The organism is Caulobacter sp. S45 (assembly GCF_009765965.1).
Classification (GTDB): Bacteria; Pseudomonadota; Alphaproteobacteria; order Caulobacterales; family Caulobacteraceae; genus CAHJWH01.
This window is the reverse complement of record NZ_LMUL01000014.1, coordinates 1,516,519-1,532,571: the sequence shown is the minus strand read 5'-3', so window position 1 is coordinate 1,532,571 and position 16,053 is coordinate 1,516,519. Positions and strand designations below refer to the sequence as shown.

Genomic DNA, 16,053 nt, shown 5'->3' with positions numbered 1-16,053 from the left:
GGCCCCGCCGTGCTCGGCCGCAGCGCCCGCATCGCCGCCGCCGCCGAGGCCCAGGGCCGCCGCGACGCCCGCATCTTCGGCGGCGAAGCGACCGCATCATCCGCCGCCGCCGGCGAGCGTCGCGTCAGCCTGTCCGTGTTGGCGGGCGAGCGATCGGCGCCGGACCCGGTGACCGTCGAATCCCGGCTCGGCCAGGCGCCGCGTCGCAAAGCCAGCCCCCGCGCCGCGACCTCCGGCGCCCGGACATCCTGACCCCATGACAGACCTCAAGCGCGATCCCGGCCGCAAGGCCTACTACGCCGAGGCGGCCTCCTGGTCGGCCGACGTGCATGGCGCATTGCGCGCCTCGCGCCGCGTCGCCTGGTGGGTCGCGGGCGCCGCCTGCGGCGTGGCGGTGCTGGAGGCGCTGGCCCTGGTCTCGTTGGCCCCGCTCAAGACCGTGGTCCCCTACGCCTTCAGCGTGGACCGCCAGACCGGCTATGTGGAGACCATCCGCCCGCTGGCCCCCGGCGCCATGAGTCAGGACCAAGCGGTGACCCAGGCCAACCTGGTGCAGTACGTGCTGGCGCGCGAGACCTTCGACGCCACCGACCTGCGCGACGCCTACCGCAAGGTCACTCTCTGGTCGGCCGGCGACGCGCGCGACCAGTACATGCGGGTGATGCGCAAGACGACGCCCGAGAGCCCGCTGAACCTCTATGGTCCTGGCGTGGTGGTGCAGACCACGGTGAAGAGCATCTCGCTGCTCTCGCCCACCACCGCCCTGGTCCGGTTCGAGACCACGCGCCGCGACGTCAACGGCGGCATGGGCGAGGTGCGGCCCTGGGTGGCGGCCATCGCCTTCCGCTATTCCAGCGCCGCGATGAGCATGGGCGACCGTTTCCTCGACCCGCTCGGCTTCCAGGTGACCCGCTATCGCCGCGACGCCGAGGCGCCGTTCGCCACCGCCGCCAACCCTTCGGCCGCCGTGCTGGCCTCCAGCCTGCCGCCGCCACCGGCTACGGCGACCGTTGTGAACGCGCCGCCTGCGGCCCCGTCGCCCGCGCCGCCCACCGCCTCGGGCCTGCCCCAGGCGATGACGCCGTCGCTCCTGCCCGGAGCTCAGCTCTCCCCTGTCGCGCCGGGGACCTCGAGATGAGCAGGACGCCGCTGCTCGCCGCCGCCGTCCTGGGACTGCTTGTCCCCGCACTCGCCGTTGCGCCACCCGCCTGGGCCCAGGTCCGCGCGGCCCCGCTCGACCCGCGCATCCGCGTGCTGCCCTACGATCCGGACGTAGTGACCGAGTTGACCCTGGCGTTCGGCTTCCAGACCATGCTCCGCTTCTCCGACGACGAGCACATCGAGAACGTGTCGATCGGCGACGGGCAGGCCTGGCAGGTGACGCCGAACAAGGCCGCGACCCTGCTGTTCGTCAAGCCGGTGGACATCGCCACCCGCACCAACATGACCGTGGTCACCGACCGGCGCAGCTACCTGTTCGAGCTGTCCGCTCGCGCCAGCCTGCCGGGCGGGGCCGAGCCGCCCTACGTGGTGCGCTTCGCCTATCCCGCGTCGCCGCCAAAGGTCGTCGTGGCCGCCGAGCAGGTCCCCCTGCCGCCGCCCGAACAGCGCAACACGGCCTACAGCTACACAGGCTCGCGCAACAACCTGCCCTCGGCGGTGTTCGACGATGGACGCTTCACCTACTTCAAGTGGCCCGACGCCACGCCCACCCCGGCCCTGTTCATGATCGCGCCAACCGGGACCGAGAGCCTGGTCAACTACAGCATGCGCGACGGCTATCAGGTGGTCGAGCAGACCGCGCCGCGCTTCATCCTGCGCGACGGCAAGGCGGTGACCACGGTCATCAACAACGCCTGGCGCGAGCCGACGCCGGGGGCTGATGCGCCCCGCCCGGCCGACGCCAAGACCGCCAACGCCGCCGCCAACGCCGCCGCGAACGCCGCCGCCCGCGCCGGGAAACAGCCATGAGCGCCTTCGGCCCAAACGGCCCCGATCCCCGTGCTTCCGACGACCTCTCGCTGGAGCCGCAGCGCCCTATGGTCGCGCGCGGCGGGGGCGGCCTGCCCTGGCTGGCCATCGGCGGGGCCGTGCTCGCGGGCATGGTGGTGTTCTTCTGGATGACCAGCCATCGCCCCGGGCCGCCCAAAGAGGTTCGAAATCTGGCCCCGTCCGACGCCTACGCCCAGGTCGCCCCGCCATCGCCCCCGCCGCCGGAGCTGGACGCCGCCGAAAGCGCCGCCCGCAATCCGCCCCCGGTCGCGGGAGTCCAAGCGCCTCCTCCGCCCCCGGCTGTCGCCGTCGTGACCCCGCCGCCCGCGCCGGTCGTTCTGGCCGCGCCGCCGCCGGCCAATTCTGGCGCGGATCGACGCAAGGCGCCGACACTGGTGGTCGACTTCGGCGGCTCGGAGCAGAGCGCCAAGGCGGCCGGCGCGGATAAGGGGCCCGCTTCGACACTCAACAACGACGAGCAGTTCGCCGCTCGCGTCTCCACCGACAAGGAACCCGAACGCGCCCGCGCCACCTTGCTGCGCGACCGCGGCACGGTGATCGCCCAGGGCGCGGTGATCCCCGCGGTGCTGGAGACGGCGCTGGACTCCGACCTACCGGGTTTCACCCGCGCCGTGGTCAGCCGCGACGTCAGGAGCTTCGACGGCTCGACCGTGCTGGTGCCGCGCGGAAGCCGGGTGATCGGCCAGTACAAGAGCGGCCTGGCGCTCGGCGCCTCGCGCGCCTTCGTGATCTGGACCCGTATCCTGAGGCCCGACGGCGCCTCGATCCAGATCGGCTCGCCGGGGACCGACGACCTGGGCCGGGCCGGGTTTGCGGGAAGCGTGGATCGCCACTTCTTCGAGCGGTTCAGCGGGGCCGTGCTGCTGTCGGTGCTCAACATCGGCGTGGCCGCCGCGGCTCAACAGCCCAGCACCCAGGTGGTGGTCGGCTCCTCCGCCGACGCCGGCGCCCTGGCTTCGTCCGCCTCCGCCTTCCAGCCCCAGAACATTCCGCCGACCATCAAGGTGCCCCAGGGCTCGCCGATCCTGATCTTCGTGGCCAAGGACCTGGACTTCACCCCGGTCGAGACCGCCAAGTGATGGCGCGGCCATGAGCGCGAGACCCGGCGAGCGCGTCTATCTCGACGCCTACCTTCGCCCGCTGGCGCCGTGGCTGGACCGGCCGGACGTCACCGACATCCTGATCAATGCGCCCGGCGAGGTCTGGGTGGAGACCATCGGCGGCCCCGCCGAGCGGCACGCGGCCCCCGAACTGACCGACACCGCCCTGTGGCGGCTGGCCGGCCAGATCGCCTCCGCCGCCCACCAGGGCATCAGCCGCGAGCATCCGCTGCTGGCCGCCACCCTGCCCAGCGGCGCGCGGGTGCAGATCGTGGCCCCGCCCGCCACGCGCGGGCCGATGGCGATCGCCATCCGCAAGCACGTGGTCAACGACCTGGGGCTTGGCGACTACGAGGCCGCCGGCGCTTTCGACGGGGCGCGGCGCGTCGACCTGTCCACGCCCTCCGAACAGGACGAGGCGTTGCGTCTGGCCCTGGACGAGGGTCGGTTCGCCGACCTGCTGCGGCTGGCGGTCAAGGCGCGCAAGAACATCGTGGTCTCCGGCGGCACCTCCACCGGCAAGACCACCTTCCTCAACGCCCTGGTCAAGGAGATCGACCACCAGGAGCGTCTGGTGCTGATCGAGGACACCCCCGAGATCAGGCTGGACCACCCCAACGCCATCGGCCTGGTCGCCGTGCGCGGTTCGCTCGGCGAGACGGCGGTGACCACCGAGGACCTGTTGCAGGCCTCGCTGCGGCTGCGCCCCGACCGCATCATCCTGGGCGAACTTCGAGGGGCGGAGGCCTACAGCTTCCTGCGGGCGGTGAACTCCGGCCACCCCGGTTCGATCACCACCGTCCACGCCGACAATCCGCGCGCTGCGGTCGAGCAGATCGCCCTGATGGTGCTGCAGGCGGGCTCCAGCCTCGGGCGAGGCGAGATCATCGACTATGTCCGCGCCGTGGTCGACGTGGCGGTGCAGCTCGAGCGCCGCGACGGCCGCCGCGTGGTCTCCGAGGTGCACATCCGCGACGATCGCCGGCAGACCTCAGGCCGCTGAAGTCTCGCCCTATCGGCCGCCCGCGCGCGTCAGGCGCCCGGTCGATATCCATCGTTCAGTGTGCGGATGAAGGCGATGATGTCCTTGATCTCCGCATCGCTCAGGGCCGGGCGGTCGCCGGGCTTGCGGTCGAACGGCGCGTCCTTGACGTCCACATTGGCGCGGTAAGCGGCGGGAAGGTCGTTGTAGGTCTGGACCTTGCCGGCGGCGTCGTGCGGATAGACTTTGCCTGGGCTGGTATTGCGCAGGTTGTAGAAGTCCATCACCTGGTCCAGCGAATGATACATCCCGTTGTGGAAGTAGGTCTTGCGCCGGGCCGCGTTGCGCAGGGTCGGCGTCAGGAACATGCCGCAATACTGGGTCTGCTTGGCTAGGTCGGTGCGGAACGGCCCGCATAGGCCGAGGTCGAAGAAGGCCGGGTCCTTGTTCGCCGGGATGGCTGGGTTGCGCGGGACGCCGAGGGCCTCGTACTGGGTGTCGGTGAACAGGGGCGGCAGGCGGTCGCGGGTAGGCTGGCTGAGATGGCAGCCGCCGCAGTTGGCCTTGGCGGGGTCGTTGAACAGCCGCATGCCCCGCAGTTCCGCGCGGTCCAGGCGCGCCTTGCCCTCCAGCCACCGGTCGTACTTGCTGTCGAAGGCGTGGAAGGATCGATCCTCGATCTGGTAGCGCGAGACCGCCGACATGGCCTCGGCCACCAGCATAGCCGGCTTGCTCAAGATGGTGTCGCCGAACAGCGGCTTGAACTGGTCGCGGTACTTGGCCTGGGCCAGCTTGCGCGCGACGTCGGCCTCGCTGGCGTTGGCCATCTCCACCGGGTTCATCAGTGGGCCCTTGGCCTGGGCCATCAGGGTGTCGTTGCGGCCATCCCAGAACAAACCGCCCTGGGGCACGATGGAGGGAGCGGCGGAAGCGCCGCCGGCGGTCTTGGCCGCGATCGCCGCGCCGCGCGTCTGCGAAGCGGTCTGGTTCAGCGGGACCGGGTTGTCGGTCTCGCCGGCGTCGGGGCCGATGCTGAAGGGCGCCTGGCGGTAGAGATAGGCCAGCGACGGCGGTGGACGAAAGCCGACCAGGGTCATGTGCGCGCCGCCCCGCTGGACCGGGAGGTCGTTGGGCGGCCCGTAGTCGTGCTGGGGGCTGTGGCATGAGGCGCAGGACTGGGCGCCTGACGCGGAGAGGGAGGGGTCGTTGAAAATCTGCTGGCCGAGCAGCGCCAGCGCGCTCAGGGGCGCGGTCGGCGGCCGCAGCAGCTTGACGGGATGGGGGTTGGCGCCCGTCAGGTCCTCCACGACGGCGCCCACCACGGAGGGCGCGCGCTCCGGATGGGCGATGGCGTAGGCGCCGCCTGCCAGCAAGGCGGCGACGAGACCGGCTACGCCCCAGACGAGACGCGAGGGCCGCTTGGCGATCTGTCGGCGAGGCCTGTTCCCGATAAACGGGTTGGGAGTCCGGTCGGGGCCTGGGCGAAGGGTCATGAGGCGAAGGCTTCGCGAAAGGTGAAATGAAAATCGAGCCGGACCTGCGCCCAGCTCGATATCTCACGCATAATCTGGCGGCGGTTCGTCCGGCATGGCGTGAGCGGAGGCTCACACCATGCCGGGATAGAAACGGGTCGGATCAGGTGGTCGTCACCGGCGGCGGCGACGTCAGCTTGGTCCCTTGGGTCGGGTCGAGGAAGACCGTCGACGCCTTGGGGCTGCTGAAGTCGAACATGCTCATGATGCTGCCGGTCGTGGCGTCGTCGGAGCCCTGGCCGATGCGTTGACCGCCCAGCCAGTTGTCCTCGATGAAGCGGATCACCGAGGCTTGGGTGATCATCGTGTCGTCCACGAAGTTCACCTTGGCCCAAGGCGAGATCACGATGAACGGGATGCGCGTGCCGGGGCCGCAGCGACCGTTGACAGGGGTTCCGTTCAGGCCGGTCGCCTGGGTGGCGCCGGGACCCGTGCAGCTGCCGGGGCCGGAGAGCTGGTCGGCGCCGGTGACGGTCGCGGGGCTGGGATTGACCGACTGGACGGTGGTCTTGTCGAACGAGGCGTTCACCGTCGGGCCGAAGCGATGGTCGTACCAGCCGTCGGAGTCGTCATAGGTGATGATGACCGCGGTGCTGTTCCAGTCGGGCTGTTGCTGGAGGAAGTTGATCGTGTTGGTCACGAAGGTCTGCTCGTCCAGCGGGTCGGAGTTGCCGGGGTGGCCGTCCCCGACCGAGGGGGCCTTGATGTAGCTGACCGAGGGGAAGTTGCCCGCGTTCACCGCCGCGACGAAGTCGTTGTAGTCGTATTCGTGGTGGACCGGGGTCGCGGTGCTGTCCAGCGGATCGGTCGCGCCGATCAGCGCGGTCGAGGTCGGCCGGGCGTGCGTCGGGTTGGAGGTCGAGGCGTAGTACTGGAACCAGTTGTGGTGCTGGACATAGTCGGCCGGCGACGAATTCAACGTGTTGGAGAAGGTGCTGCGCTTACAGCCCGTGGTGCCGTTGGCGTTGGTGGTCTGGAGGTTGAAGCCCCCCATGAAGCCGCCCCAGGTGATGTTCTTGGCGTTCAGCAGATCGCCGATGTTCTTGGAGGTCATCTGCACGGTGTTGGCGGAGGAGCAGATGTCGTTGGCCGGATCGGTGTCGTTGATCAGGGTGAAGCCGCCCTGGCCATCGGGCACGACGGACCCGGCGCCGGTCTTCACCACCGCCCCATTGGTGGTTCCCGCGACTACGTTGACGGCGCCCGGCGTCGAGGGGCCGAAGGAGTCGGTGTAGGCGTTGTCGCTCATCGCGTAGTTCTGAGCGTAGTTCCACATCGCGGTGACGGTGTTGCCGTCGAAGTAGCCCATCACCTGGGCCACGGTGCCGAACGCGCCCGCGCCGCCGGCCGAGGCGGTGCCGGTGTTGGCCACGAAGGCGTCCATCTTGCCGCCGTCCGCCGCTAGCTCCTCGGGCGTGTAGGCGTGGTTCTGGTCGGCCGTATTCGCTTGGGCGCGATCGATCCGGAACGGGTTCATCTCGCTGGCGGGGAAGCCGGCCGAGGCGGCCCGGGCCAGGTTCGCCGCATTGGTCGTGTTGGGATTGGCGGTCATCAGCGCCGGGGTCAGGCCGTTGACGGTGGGCGTGTTCGCAGCCGCCGTGAACGCCGGCTCGCCGGCCGGGTTGGTCGCCTTCGGATAGGTCCCGAAGTAGTGGTCGAACGAGCGGTTCTCGCCGTAGATCACGACCAGATGCTTGATCGGCGTGGCCGTGGGCAGCGCGTCCTGGGCGGATATGGCTGCGGTCGACGAATTGTTATGCCCCCCGCCGCACGCACTCAGCGTGAGTAGCAATGCAGCCAGCTTTACTGGCAAAAGACCTTTACGCAACATTCAGCGCCTCCCGGTTCAACCTTGCCGCTCTAAACACGTCTTCAGAAGACGAGGGTCGATGGCGGTATTCGTATGAAGATTTCGGCAGTAGCCAGCTTTTGAGATTACGCAGTCAAGGCATGGGCCCTTGCGGCAGCGCCGATCCATTCATCAAAGCATCTTAAGATGACAATCGCGTAACGAGGCGGCGACAACTGAAAACCCATTGGATGGGTCTGGGGAGTGTACGCAAAAGGCCGCTTTAATTCGTCCGAGGTCGGAGGGTCTGGAGAGGAGATCGGGGCATTTGAAAATGATCAAACCCCGGCTGTCACAGATGCGTTCTTAAGGCGTCGAGCGCCGCGGCCATCGAAGGCCGGGCGTTCCCATTCGGTTGCAGGCAGGTCTCGCACAGGGCTGCAAGATCGGCCGCCGTGGGACCAAGGTCGCAACGATCCAGCAGTTCGCTCAGCAATCGGCCCCAGGCCAACACCTCCAACCGTTCCAACCGTGCGGCTTGTGGGCCGCTTGGCAGGAAGGACGCCGCACCGAAATCGCTGAGCACCGCGTGGCCGGCGTCGCCATCCCACAGCGTGTTGTGCGCATAGACGTCGCCGTGGAGCAGCCCGCGGGCGTGGAGGTGGGCTATGGCCTCGCCGACCGCGCTGGCGATCCGAATGGCGACATCGGGCGCCAGGCGCAGGGTGGGAGCGTAGACATCGCGACTACAGCTCTCCTGATCCGGAGGACCGGCCAGCGGGTGCCAGTGTGCGGGCAGCATCGGCATCACCAGCCCCGAGGCGTGGTCCGGATGTCCGGTCAGCCGGCCGAGGCCGCCGGTGAGCGCTGGATGATCGCCTGCGGTCAGACAGGCGGCCATCTCCCGCTCGGGCAGTCCGTCGCTCGTCATCGCGCCCTTGAACAGCTTCACGGCCACGCGCCTGGGCGTCGTGACTCCAGGTTCGCTCCATAGCGCTTCGTAGACCCGACCGGACGCGCCCTCGCCGAGCAGCGCGCCCGGCTGAAGGCTGGCCCAATCAATGACGGCGCCTTCGGGTTCGATGTCGCGGTCTAGGGGATTGCCGGCCCAGGCCAGCCAGGCCAGCTGTGGAAGCTCGACCAACCAGGACGGAAGCGCGGCGAAGGCGTTGGCCGACAGCCGCAGCAGTTCCAGCTTCGAAGCGCCGGCGAGGCTCTCCGGCAGGTCGCGCAACCGATTGCCGGCCAGCATCAGCTTCTGCAATTGCGGGCGCTGACCCAGGGCGTCGGGCAGGCGTTCGAGCGCGTTGTCGGTCAGGGTCAGCCAGCGGATGCGTGGAGGCAGCGCCTCGGCGGGGACCTCCCTCAGGCCGGTCCGCCTGAACCCGATCTGGCTCAGGGCGGGGCAGTCGCCCAGCACCGGCGGCAGGCGCTCGAACCGGGCGCCCGAGCAGAACAGCACCCTCAGCCTGCGCAACTGGCTGAAGACGTCCGGCAGGCGGGTCAGTTCGTTCCCGCTCAGGTCCAGGACCTCGAGCGTGTCCGCCAAGCCGCAGATGTCGGTCGGGAATTCCGTCAGACCGCCGTGGCTCAGGTCGAGCGCCCGGGCGCCTGCAAGGTCGCCGCGACGCAGCGCCTGTAGGGTCGTGGCCGAGGTCATGCAGCAGGTTCCGGGCGGAGGCTTACGGAACGCTCGCGCCCGTTTGCCTGGATCAATAGCGCCGTCGCCCGGCATGGGGAACATAGGCTTGCAGCCCGATCCTCGCTCGCCGCCTCTTCCGAGTGGATCCGTGGCCTAGGAGGCGAACTTCCAATGCAGGGCGCTCAGGGGGGCGACATGATCGCGACCGCTCTGCTCCTCGCGCAACGACGTTCTTTGATCCTCGAGCGCGATCACCCGATAGATCGGTAGTCCCCCGGCTTCTGCGGAGACGAGGTCTCCGGCCTTGATTTCGGAGCGCTCGATCGCAATCCAATGGCGCGCGCGCTGTTCCACGTCGACCTCCAGGCGATACCGGCCGTCGGGATCGGCGACCGTGAACCCACTCTGCGCGCGCAACAGTGACCAGGTGCTGAGGTCGGGCTTCAGCGGCCGTTCATCGTTTCTCCCGCAAGCCGGGGTGGCGGCGGGCTGGCGGGACCCGTTATGTCCTATTAGGAAAGCGGCCGAACTTTCGAATTGCGGATTGTCCGTTAGGGGACAAGCCGACTAGGCCAACGGCAGCCATGGGGACCCTCCTGCCCAGTTGTTCGCCCCTTCGCCCGCTCGCTCTGGGAAGCGGCGCATGCTGAGGCCCCGCCGGCGCGGCCTGGCGTCGATCAATGCGGAGATTCGCGACGGCATCGTGCCCGCCGCCGATGGGTTGGCGCTGGTGCCGAGCCGGCCGTCGACCGAGCCTCGCGGCTATCGCACTGTCGCCCTGATCATCGCCTGCGCCCTGTTCATGGAGCAGATGGACGCCACCGTCCTGGCCACCGCCCTGCCGACCATGGCGCGCGATTTCGGCGCGCCGGTCACCAGTCTCAGTTCGGCCCTGACCTCGTATCTGTTGGCCCTGGCGATCTTCATCCCCGCCAGCGGGCGCCTGGCCGACCGGTTCGGCTCCAAGACCGTGTTCCGCTTGGCCATCGTCCTGTTCCTGGCCGGCTCGCTGTTGTGCGGCCAGGCCAGGACCTTGCCGTTCCTGATCGGCGCCCGGTTCCTCCAGGGGATCGGCGGGGCGATGATGATCCCCATCGGGCGGCTGGTGCTGCTGCGCAGCGTGGCCAAGGAAGACATGGTCCAGGCCATGTCGTGGCTGATCATGCCAGCCCTGGTGGGCCCGATCGTCGGCCCGCCACTGGGCGGCTTCATCGTCACCTATCTGGACTGGCGGTGGATCTTCTACCTCAACCTGCCCGTCGGCCTGCTGGGGATCGCGCTAGTCACCAAGTTCATCGGCCAGGTGCGGGCCGAACGGCCGACGCGGCCCGACCTGGTCGGCTTCGTCCTGTCCGGTCTGTCTCTGGGTTGCCTGCTGTTCGGCTTCGAGATGACCAGCCGGTCGGGCGAACTGGTCCAGGCCCTGTCGCTGATCGCCGTGGGCCTGGTCGCCGGGCCGCTCTACATCCTCCACGCGCGACGCCGCCAGGACCCGATCCTCGACCTGTCGCTGATGCGCGTGCCGACGTTTCGGCTGTCGGTGATCGGCGGGTCGCTCACTCGCATCACCCAGGGGGCCCAGCCGTTCCTGCTGCCGCTGATGCTCCAGGTGGGGTTCGGCATGAGTGCTGCGGCCAGCGGCACGATCACCATCGCCGGGGCCATCGGCTCGCTGGGTATGAAGTGGCTCGCGCCGAAGCTGCTCAGGCGGTTCGGGTTCAGGAGCAGCCTGATCGTCAACGGTCTGATCGCCAGCGGCGGCTACGCCGTCTGCGGATTCTTTCGTCCGGCCTGGCCGGTGGCGGTGATCTTCGCCGTGCTGGCGGCCTGCGGTTTCTTCATGTCGTTCCAGTTCACCGCCTACAACACCATCGCCTATGACGAGATCCCACCCGAACGGATGAGCGCGGCGACCAGCTTCTACGCCACCTTCCAGCAGCTGATGTTGTCGCTGGGCATCTGCGTGGGCGCGGCCGCCCTGCACGTCGGCATGCTGGCCACCCACAAGACCACGCCCGGGCTCGGCCAGTTCACCTGGGCTTTCCTGGTGGTCACGGTCGTATCGGCCTCGGCGACGCTGTGGAACATGCGGTTCTCGGACACCGCGGGCGACGAACTCAGCGGGCGTTCCCCACCGATCAACTCGCTCCAAAAGACCTAGGCTGCGTTCCCGCGATCCTCCCTGATCGCCGCCGGCTCCTGGCGTTCCAAACGAACAAGGGGCCGGACCTTTCGGTCCGACCCCCTGTCGGTGTTGGTGGAGCTAAGCGGAGTCGAACCGCTGACCTCTTGAATGCCATTCAAGCGCTCTACCAGCTGAGCTATAGCCCCGGAGAACCGGGTTCGCGGCGGGCGGGGCCGCGAGGAGGGCGGAACCTATGTCAGGGTCCCGCGCCGATCAAGCCCCGTTTTTCGAAAGATTAGCGGCTCTCGTCTTCGTCGTGATGGGGCTCGATTTCGTCCTCGGGGAAGTCGTCCTCGTCTTCCTCCTCCAGGAAGGGCACGTCTTCGGTGTCGGCTTCCTCGAGTTCGGCGGGTTCCTCGAAGTCGACGCCGATATCGGGTTCGGCGGCGGGCTCGGCGGCGTCTTCGTCCTCGACCACGTCGGGTTCGACCGCCCCGTCGATCTCAGGGGTGGCGTCTTCCGCTTCCTCGAACTCCGCGCCCTCGACCTCCTTAGCCACGACCTTCGGTTCGTCGTCGCTCTCGTAGTCCGGGACGGCGCGGGTGCGGGCGCGGCGCGAGCGCACGGCCTCTTCGGGGTCGAAGGAGGTCGCGCACTTGGGGCAGACGGCCGGACGGCGGTTCAGGTCGTAGAACTTGGTCTGGCAGTTGGGACAAATCTGCTTGGTCCCCAATTCGGGATTGGCCAAGGAGGGACCTCTTGTTCGATCATATGCGATGCGGTCGGCTCCCTTGCCACGCGCCATGGGCGCTGTCAAAGCGCGCTTCACCCAAGCGTCCATGGGGCGCAGGCCCAGGCGCCGGCTTGGGGAACATCTGGGCGCCGAAAAGGCCTACCGCGCCACCGGCCAGCACCAGAGCCAGCCCGAACGCCAGGGCCGCCCAGAAGGCCGGGCTCAGCGTGGGACGAGGGACATATGGGTCCTCATCTTCGTCTGGCTGGGTCATCGCGACAGCAGGTCCAGCAGGCTCGCTTCGTCCGGGCTCGGCGCGACTACGGCTTCGGCGAACGCCATGGCGCGGAGCGGGGCGAGCGCGGCTTGGGAGATGGCGAGAACGCGGACGTCGGCGAGCGTGGCGGCCGGAATTCGCGCCAGCAAGGCGGCCACCGCCTGTGCGCCCTTGGGCGAGTGGATCAGGATTGTGGCCAGGGTCGAAGCGTCCAGCGCCTCGGCCGCCTCCGATGGAAGGGTGTCGTGAGCGTAGGTCTCGTAGACCGGCAGCCGGGTGAGCGAAATCCTGGCCGCCGCCAGGGGGCCAGCCAGATCGCCGGCCGTCTCGACCGCGCAGGGATGGACGACCACGGCGCCGGCGGGCAATGCTGCGGTGACAAGCTTCGCGAGGGTGGCGACGTCGCCGGCCGACGAGGCCACGCTCGAAAAGCCGGATGAGCGGGCCGTCGCCGCCGTGGCGTCGCCGACGCAGAAGACGGGCAGGTCCCGGCGCGGCTGTAGGTCCACGAACGTCCGCACCCCGTTGGCGCTGGTGAAGGCGAGGGCGTCGACCCCCGTCAGATCGATCCGTGCGGAGCCGAGGGCGCGCACCTCCAGCACTGGCGCGACGATGGGCCGATAACCCAGGGCTGCAAGCCGGTTCGCCGTGGCTTCGGCGCCAGGCTGCGCACGCGTCACCCAAACCTGGATCGGGGCCTGGGTCCGGGCGATCGCCATGCGTCTCAGCCCAGCTCCAGCCGGTCGCCGGCCTCGGCCCGGATCGCCTGGCCGAAGGCGAGGCCGAGCGCGTGGGCGTTCTGGTGATCCGGCGCGTCCAGGTCTCCCTCCCGCCGCCAGCAGGTGGAGCCGTCGGGCGCCAGGGCCTCGACCACCAGGCGCAGGGTTTCCCCGTCGCGCCAGGCGTGGGCGCCCATGGCCGTGCGGCAGGAGCCTTCCAGCGCCTCCAGCGCGCCCCGCTCGGCGGCGAGCGCCAGGGCGGTCGGGGCGTGGTGCATGGCTGTGGCCCAGACGCTGTGGGCGTCGTCTGTGCGGGTCTGGATCGCCAGGGCGCCCTGGCCGGGCGCCGGCGGGATGGCCCTGGGGTCGAAAGCCTGGGCGATGCGGTCCTGCAAGCCCAGCCGGTTCAGCCCGGCCGAGGCCAGCAGGGTGGCGTCCACCTCGCCGGCGTCGAGTTTGCGTAGCCGCGTCTCGACGTTGCCGCGGAACATGACGATCTGCAGGTCGGGGCGGCGGTGCAGGGCCTGGGCTTGCCGGCGCAGGCTGGCGGTGCCGAGCCGCGCGCCCTGGGGCAGGTCCTCGAAGCGGGCGAAGCGGGGACTGACGAAGGCGTCGCGCACGTCCTCGCGCTCGGGGTGGGCGGCCAGGACCAGGCCGGGTGTCTGCTCGGAGGGTACGTCCTTCAGCGAGTGGACGGCGCAATCGATACGCCCGTCGAGCAGGGCCTGCTCGATCTCCTTGGTGAACAGGGCCTTGCCCCCGACCTCCAGCAGACGGCGGTCCTGGATGCGATCCCCGGCGGTGGAGATCAGCACCAGCGGCGCGACCTCGTCGGCGGCCTCGGGCGGCTGGCCAAGCGCCTTGGTGATCGCAGCCTGGGTCCAGCGGGCCTGGATCTGGGCCAGGCGCGAGGCCCGTGTGCCGATGCGGATGGGGTTCGGAAAAGCGGTCGGTTGCATGGGGCGGGCGCGGACGCTACCTCGAAGGACTTGGCCAGCCCGGCTGGTATAGGAGGGCGGCCCCCTCCGCAACGCGAGCCCTGCACGCCTTGAGCGCCCTGACCGTCCTCGGTATCGAAACTAGCTGCGACGAGACCGCCGCCGCGGTCGTGCGCCTGGACGGCGACGCGGTGGAGGTGCGCTCCTCGGTGGTCGCCAGCCAGATCGACGCGCACCGCCCCTATGGCGGGGTGGTGCCCGAGGTCGCCGCCCGCGCCCATGTCGAGATCATCGACGACATCATCGAGCAGGCGCTGCGGGAGGCTGGGATCGGCATGGGCGACCTCGACGGCGTGGCCGCCACGGCGGGGCCAGGTCTGGTCGGCGGGGTGATGGTGGGTCTGTCGGCGGGCAAGGCCATCGCGCTGGCGCGCGGCCTGCCGCTGGTGGCGGTCAACCACCTGGAGGGCCATGCGGTGTCGGTGCGGCTGGCCCAGCCTGCGCCCTATCCCTTCCTGTTGCTGCTGGTCTCGGGCGGCCATTGCCAGCTGCTGGCGGTGGACGGGATCGGAGCCTGCACCCGGCTGGGCTCGACCATCGACGACGCGGCGGGCGAGGCCTTCGACAAGATCGCCGCCAGCCTGGGCCTGCCCTATCCCGGCGGCCCGGCGCTGGAGCAGCTCGCGCGTGCCGGCAAGCCGGATCGCTATGTGCTGCCGAGGATGCTGCTGGGGCGCAAGGACTGCGACTTCTCCTTTTCCGGGCTGAAGACCGCCGCGGCGCGCCTGGCCGAAAAGACCGAAAGCGAACAGGACCGCGCCGACCTGGCCCTGTCGGTGCAGACCGCCATCGCCGATCAGCTGGCCGAACGCTCGGGCCGCGCCATGGCCCTCTATGCCCAGGGCCGGGGCGGCGAGGGGCGGCTGTTCGTGGTCGCCGGCGGGGTGGCCGCCAATGGCGCGGTGCGCGCGGCGCTGGAGCGCACCGCCGCCGTCCATGGCTTCGCCTTCGCCGCCCCACCGCTGAAATACTGCACCGACAACGCGGCCATGATCGCCCTGGCCGGGGCCGAGCGGCTGGCGGCGGGGCTGACCGACCCGTTGGACGCGCCCGCCCGCCCGCGCTGGCCGCTGGACGCCGAGGCCGCGCGGCTCAACCCACTGCATATGCCCGGTCGCAAGGGAGCCAAGGCGTGAAGGTTGTCGGCGTCGTCGGCGCGGGCGCCTGGGGCACGGCCCTGGCCGAGGTCTGCGTGCGGGCCGGGCTGGAGGTGGTGCTGTGGGCGCACGAGCCGGAGGTGGCGCGCACCCTGGCCGAGACCCGCGAGAACCCCGCCTACCTGCCCGGCGTGCGCCTGAGCGACGCCGTGCGACCCACCGCCGACCTGGCCCACCTGGCGGCGGCCGATCTGATCCTGGCGGTCTGCCCGGCCCAGCACATGCGCGCGACCCTGGCCGCCCTGGGCCAGCACATAGGTCCCGGCGTGCCGGTGATGCTGTGCGCCAAGGGGGTGGAGCAGGGGACGCTGAAGCTGATGACCGAGGTGCTGGCAGAGATATTGCCGGACGCGCCCGCCGCCGTCCTGTCTGGCCCGAGCTTTGCGGGCGAGGTGGCGCGGGGCTTGCCCTGCGCGGTGACCCTGGCCTGCGCCGATCCCGTCCTCGGCGAGGAACTGGCGCACGCCTTGGCGACCCCCACCTTCCGCCCCTACCTGTCCGACGACCTGATCGGGGCCGAGGCCGGGGGCGCGGTGAAGAACGTGCTGGCGCTGGCCTGCGGCGTGGTCGAGGGGCGCGGGCTGGGCCGCAGCGCCCATGCCGGGCTGATCACGCGCGGCTTCGCGGAGATGACCCGGCTGGGCGTGGCGCTGGGCGGACGGGCGGAGACGCTGGCGGGGCTCTGTGGCCTGGGCGACCTGGTGCTGACCTGCTCCAGCCCGCAATCGCGCAATATGAGCCTGGGCGTGGCGCTGGGGCGGGGCGAGACGCTGGCGCAGGCGCTGGCCGGCAAACGCTCGGTGGCCGAGGGGCTGACCTCGGCCCCGGCGGTGCGGGCGCTGGCGGCGCGGCTTGGCGTGGAGACGCCGGTCTGCGAGGCGGTGGCGGCGGTGGTCGCCGGTGAGATCGACGTGGATGCGGCGATCGAGAACCTGCTCTCCCGCCCGCTCCGGCACGAAACCTGAAACACGAAACCTGAGACGAGC

15 protein-coding genes and 1 tRNA gene are annotated in these 16,053 nt (G+C 70.0%); 8 read left to right on the top strand and 8 right to left on the bottom strand.

Annotated elements, in window-relative coordinates:
* The 5 genes from GSQ87_RS14160 to virB11 form a co-directional block, all read left to right on the top strand.
* On the top strand, nucleotides 1–252 hold a 252-nt coding region (locus tag GSQ87_RS14160; RefSeq protein WP_158916033.1), incomplete at its 5' end, for a hypothetical protein.
* Between the two features lie 4 nt (nucleotides 253–256).
* Entirely contained in the window at nucleotides 257–1,138 is an 882-nt protein-coding gene (locus GSQ87_RS14155; RefSeq protein ID WP_158916032.1) for a virB8 family protein, read from the top strand.
* Nucleotides 1,135–1,971, top strand: coding sequence for a TrbG/VirB9 family P-type conjugative transfer protein (locus GSQ87_RS14150; RefSeq protein ID WP_158916031.1), 837 nt, complete (start codon nucleotides 1,135–1,137; stop codon nucleotides 1,969–1,971). Before GSQ87_RS14155 ends, GSQ87_RS14150 begins: the two co-directional genes overlap by 4 nt.
* Entirely contained in the window at nucleotides 1,968–3,092 is a 1,125-nt protein-coding gene (locus GSQ87_RS14145; RefSeq protein WP_216839319.1) for a TrbI/VirB10 family protein, read from the top strand. The genes GSQ87_RS14150 and GSQ87_RS14145 overlap by 4 nt, the downstream gene beginning before the upstream one ends.
* 10 nt (nucleotides 3,093–3,102) lie before the next feature.
* Nucleotides 3,103–4,116 (top strand): P-type DNA transfer ATPase VirB11, encoded by a 1,014-nt coding sequence (gene virB11 / locus GSQ87_RS14140; RefSeq protein ID WP_158916030.1) that lies wholly within the window; start codon nucleotides 3,103–3,105, stop codon nucleotides 4,114–4,116.
* A 29-nt stretch (nucleotides 4,117–4,145) separates the two neighbouring features.
* Here virB11 and GSQ87_RS14135 read toward each other — a convergent pair whose 3' ends face one another.
* From GSQ87_RS14135 to GSQ87_RS14120, 4 genes are all read right to left on the bottom strand, one after another.
* A complete protein-coding gene (locus GSQ87_RS14135) occupies nucleotides 4,146–5,588 on the bottom strand; it encodes a cytochrome-c peroxidase (protein ID WP_158916029.1) in 1,443 nt (480 codons plus the stop codon).
* A 142-nt stretch (nucleotides 5,589–5,730) separates the two neighbouring features.
* Nucleotides 5,731–7,458, bottom strand: coding sequence for a phospholipase C (locus tag GSQ87_RS14130; RefSeq protein ID WP_158916028.1), 1,728 nt, complete (start codon nucleotides 7,456–7,458; stop codon nucleotides 5,731–5,733).
* 310 nt (nucleotides 7,459–7,768) lie between these two features.
* Nucleotides 7,769–9,076: a leucine-rich repeat domain-containing protein gene (locus tag GSQ87_RS14125; protein WP_158916027.1), complete on the bottom strand. Its 1,308-nt coding sequence runs from the start codon at nucleotides 9,074–9,076 to the stop codon at nucleotides 7,769–7,771.
* Between the two features lie 135 nt (nucleotides 9,077–9,211).
* Nucleotides 9,212–9,475 carry a hypothetical protein gene (locus GSQ87_RS14120; RefSeq protein ID WP_158916026.1) on the bottom strand — a complete coding sequence of 88 codons (264 nt, stop codon included), beginning with the start codon at nucleotides 9,473–9,475 and terminating at the stop codon, nucleotides 9,212–9,214.
* 226 nt (nucleotides 9,476–9,701) lie between these two features.
* On the opposite strand from GSQ87_RS14120, the gene GSQ87_RS14115 reads away from it, so the two are divergent.
* Nucleotides 9,702–11,219: an MDR family MFS transporter gene (locus tag GSQ87_RS14115; RefSeq protein WP_174241437.1), complete on the top strand. Its 1,518-nt coding sequence runs from the start codon at nucleotides 9,702–9,704 to the stop codon at nucleotides 11,217–11,219.
* A 94-nt stretch (nucleotides 11,220–11,313) separates the two neighbouring features.
* Here the strand turns inward: GSQ87_RS14115 and GSQ87_RS14110 are convergent.
* The 4 genes from GSQ87_RS14110 to hemC all read right to left on the bottom strand — a co-directional run bounded on the left by GSQ87_RS14110 (nucleotide 11,314) and on the right by hemC (nucleotide 13,871).
* Nucleotides 11,314–11,389 (bottom strand) — tRNA-Ala (locus GSQ87_RS14110).
* A gap of 89 nt (nucleotides 11,390–11,478) precedes the next feature.
* Nucleotides 11,479–11,931, bottom strand: coding sequence for a TIGR02300 family protein (locus tag GSQ87_RS14105; protein WP_158916025.1), 453 nt, complete (start codon nucleotides 11,929–11,931; stop codon nucleotides 11,479–11,481).
* A 255-nt stretch (nucleotides 11,932–12,186) separates the two neighbouring features.
* The gene (locus GSQ87_RS14100) at nucleotides 12,187–12,912 is read right to left on the bottom strand and encodes a uroporphyrinogen-III synthase (RefSeq protein ID WP_158916024.1); all 726 of its coding nucleotides are present in this window, start codon (nucleotides 12,910–12,912) and stop codon (nucleotides 12,187–12,189) included.
* Between the two features lie 5 nt (nucleotides 12,913–12,917).
* Nucleotides 12,918–13,871: a hydroxymethylbilane synthase gene (hemC, locus tag GSQ87_RS14095; protein ID WP_158916023.1), complete on the bottom strand. Its 954-nt coding sequence runs from the start codon at nucleotides 13,869–13,871 to the stop codon at nucleotides 12,918–12,920.
* Between the two features lie 80 nt (nucleotides 13,872–13,951).
* Between hemC and tsaD the strand changes: the two genes are divergently transcribed.
* Together tsaD and GSQ87_RS14085 are read left to right on the top strand one after the other, a co-directional pair.
* Nucleotides 13,952–15,046, top strand: coding sequence for a tRNA (adenosine(37)-N6)-threonylcarbamoyltransferase complex transferase subunit TsaD (gene tsaD, locus GSQ87_RS14090; protein ID WP_158917687.1), 1,095 nt, complete (start codon nucleotides 13,952–13,954; stop codon nucleotides 15,044–15,046).
* A complete protein-coding gene (locus GSQ87_RS14085; RefSeq protein WP_158916022.1) occupies nucleotides 15,043–16,032 on the top strand; it encodes an NAD(P)H-dependent glycerol-3-phosphate dehydrogenase in 990 nt (329 codons plus the stop codon). Before tsaD ends, GSQ87_RS14085 begins: the two co-directional genes overlap by 4 nt.
* Nucleotides 16,033–16,053 lie beyond the last annotated feature (21 nt).

Bases quoted from the DNA above. Each gene is read 5' to 3' on its own strand.
- GSQ87_RS14130 (WP_158916028.1), bottom strand. From the start codon at position 7,458: ATGTTGCGTAAAGGTCTTTTGCCAGTAAAGCTGGCTGCATTGCTACTC.
- GSQ87_RS14100 (WP_158916024.1), bottom strand. From the start codon at position 12,912: ATGGCGATCGCCCGGACCCAGGCCCCGATCCAGGTTTGGGTGACGCGT.
- hemC (WP_158916023.1), bottom strand. From the start codon at position 13,871: ATGCAACCGACCGCTTTTCCGAACCCCATCCGCATCGGCACACGGGCC.
- GSQ87_RS14145 (WP_216839319.1), top strand. From the start codon at position 1,968: ATGAGCGCCTTCGGCCCAAACGGCCCCGATCCCCGTGCTTCCGACGAC.
- GSQ87_RS14155 (WP_158916032.1), top strand. From the start codon at position 257: ATGACAGACCTCAAGCGCGATCCCGGCCGCAAGGCCTACTACGCCGAG.
- GSQ87_RS14150 (WP_158916031.1), top strand. From the start codon at position 1,135: ATGAGCAGGACGCCGCTGCTCGCCGCCGCCGTCCTGGGACTGCTTGTC.
- GSQ87_RS14135 (WP_158916029.1), bottom strand. From the start codon at position 5,588: ATGACCCTTCGCCCAGGCCCCGACCGGACTCCCAACCCGTTTATCGGG.
- GSQ87_RS14115 (WP_174241437.1), top strand. From the start codon at position 9,702: ATGCTGAGGCCCCGCCGGCGCGGCCTGGCGTCGATCAATGCGGAGATT.
- virB11 (WP_158916030.1), top strand. From the start codon at position 3,103: ATGAGCGCGAGACCCGGCGAGCGCGTCTATCTCGACGCCTACCTTCGC.
- GSQ87_RS14125 (WP_158916027.1), bottom strand. From the start codon at position 9,076: ATGACCTCGGCCACGACCCTACAGGCGCTGCGTCGCGGCGACCTTGCA.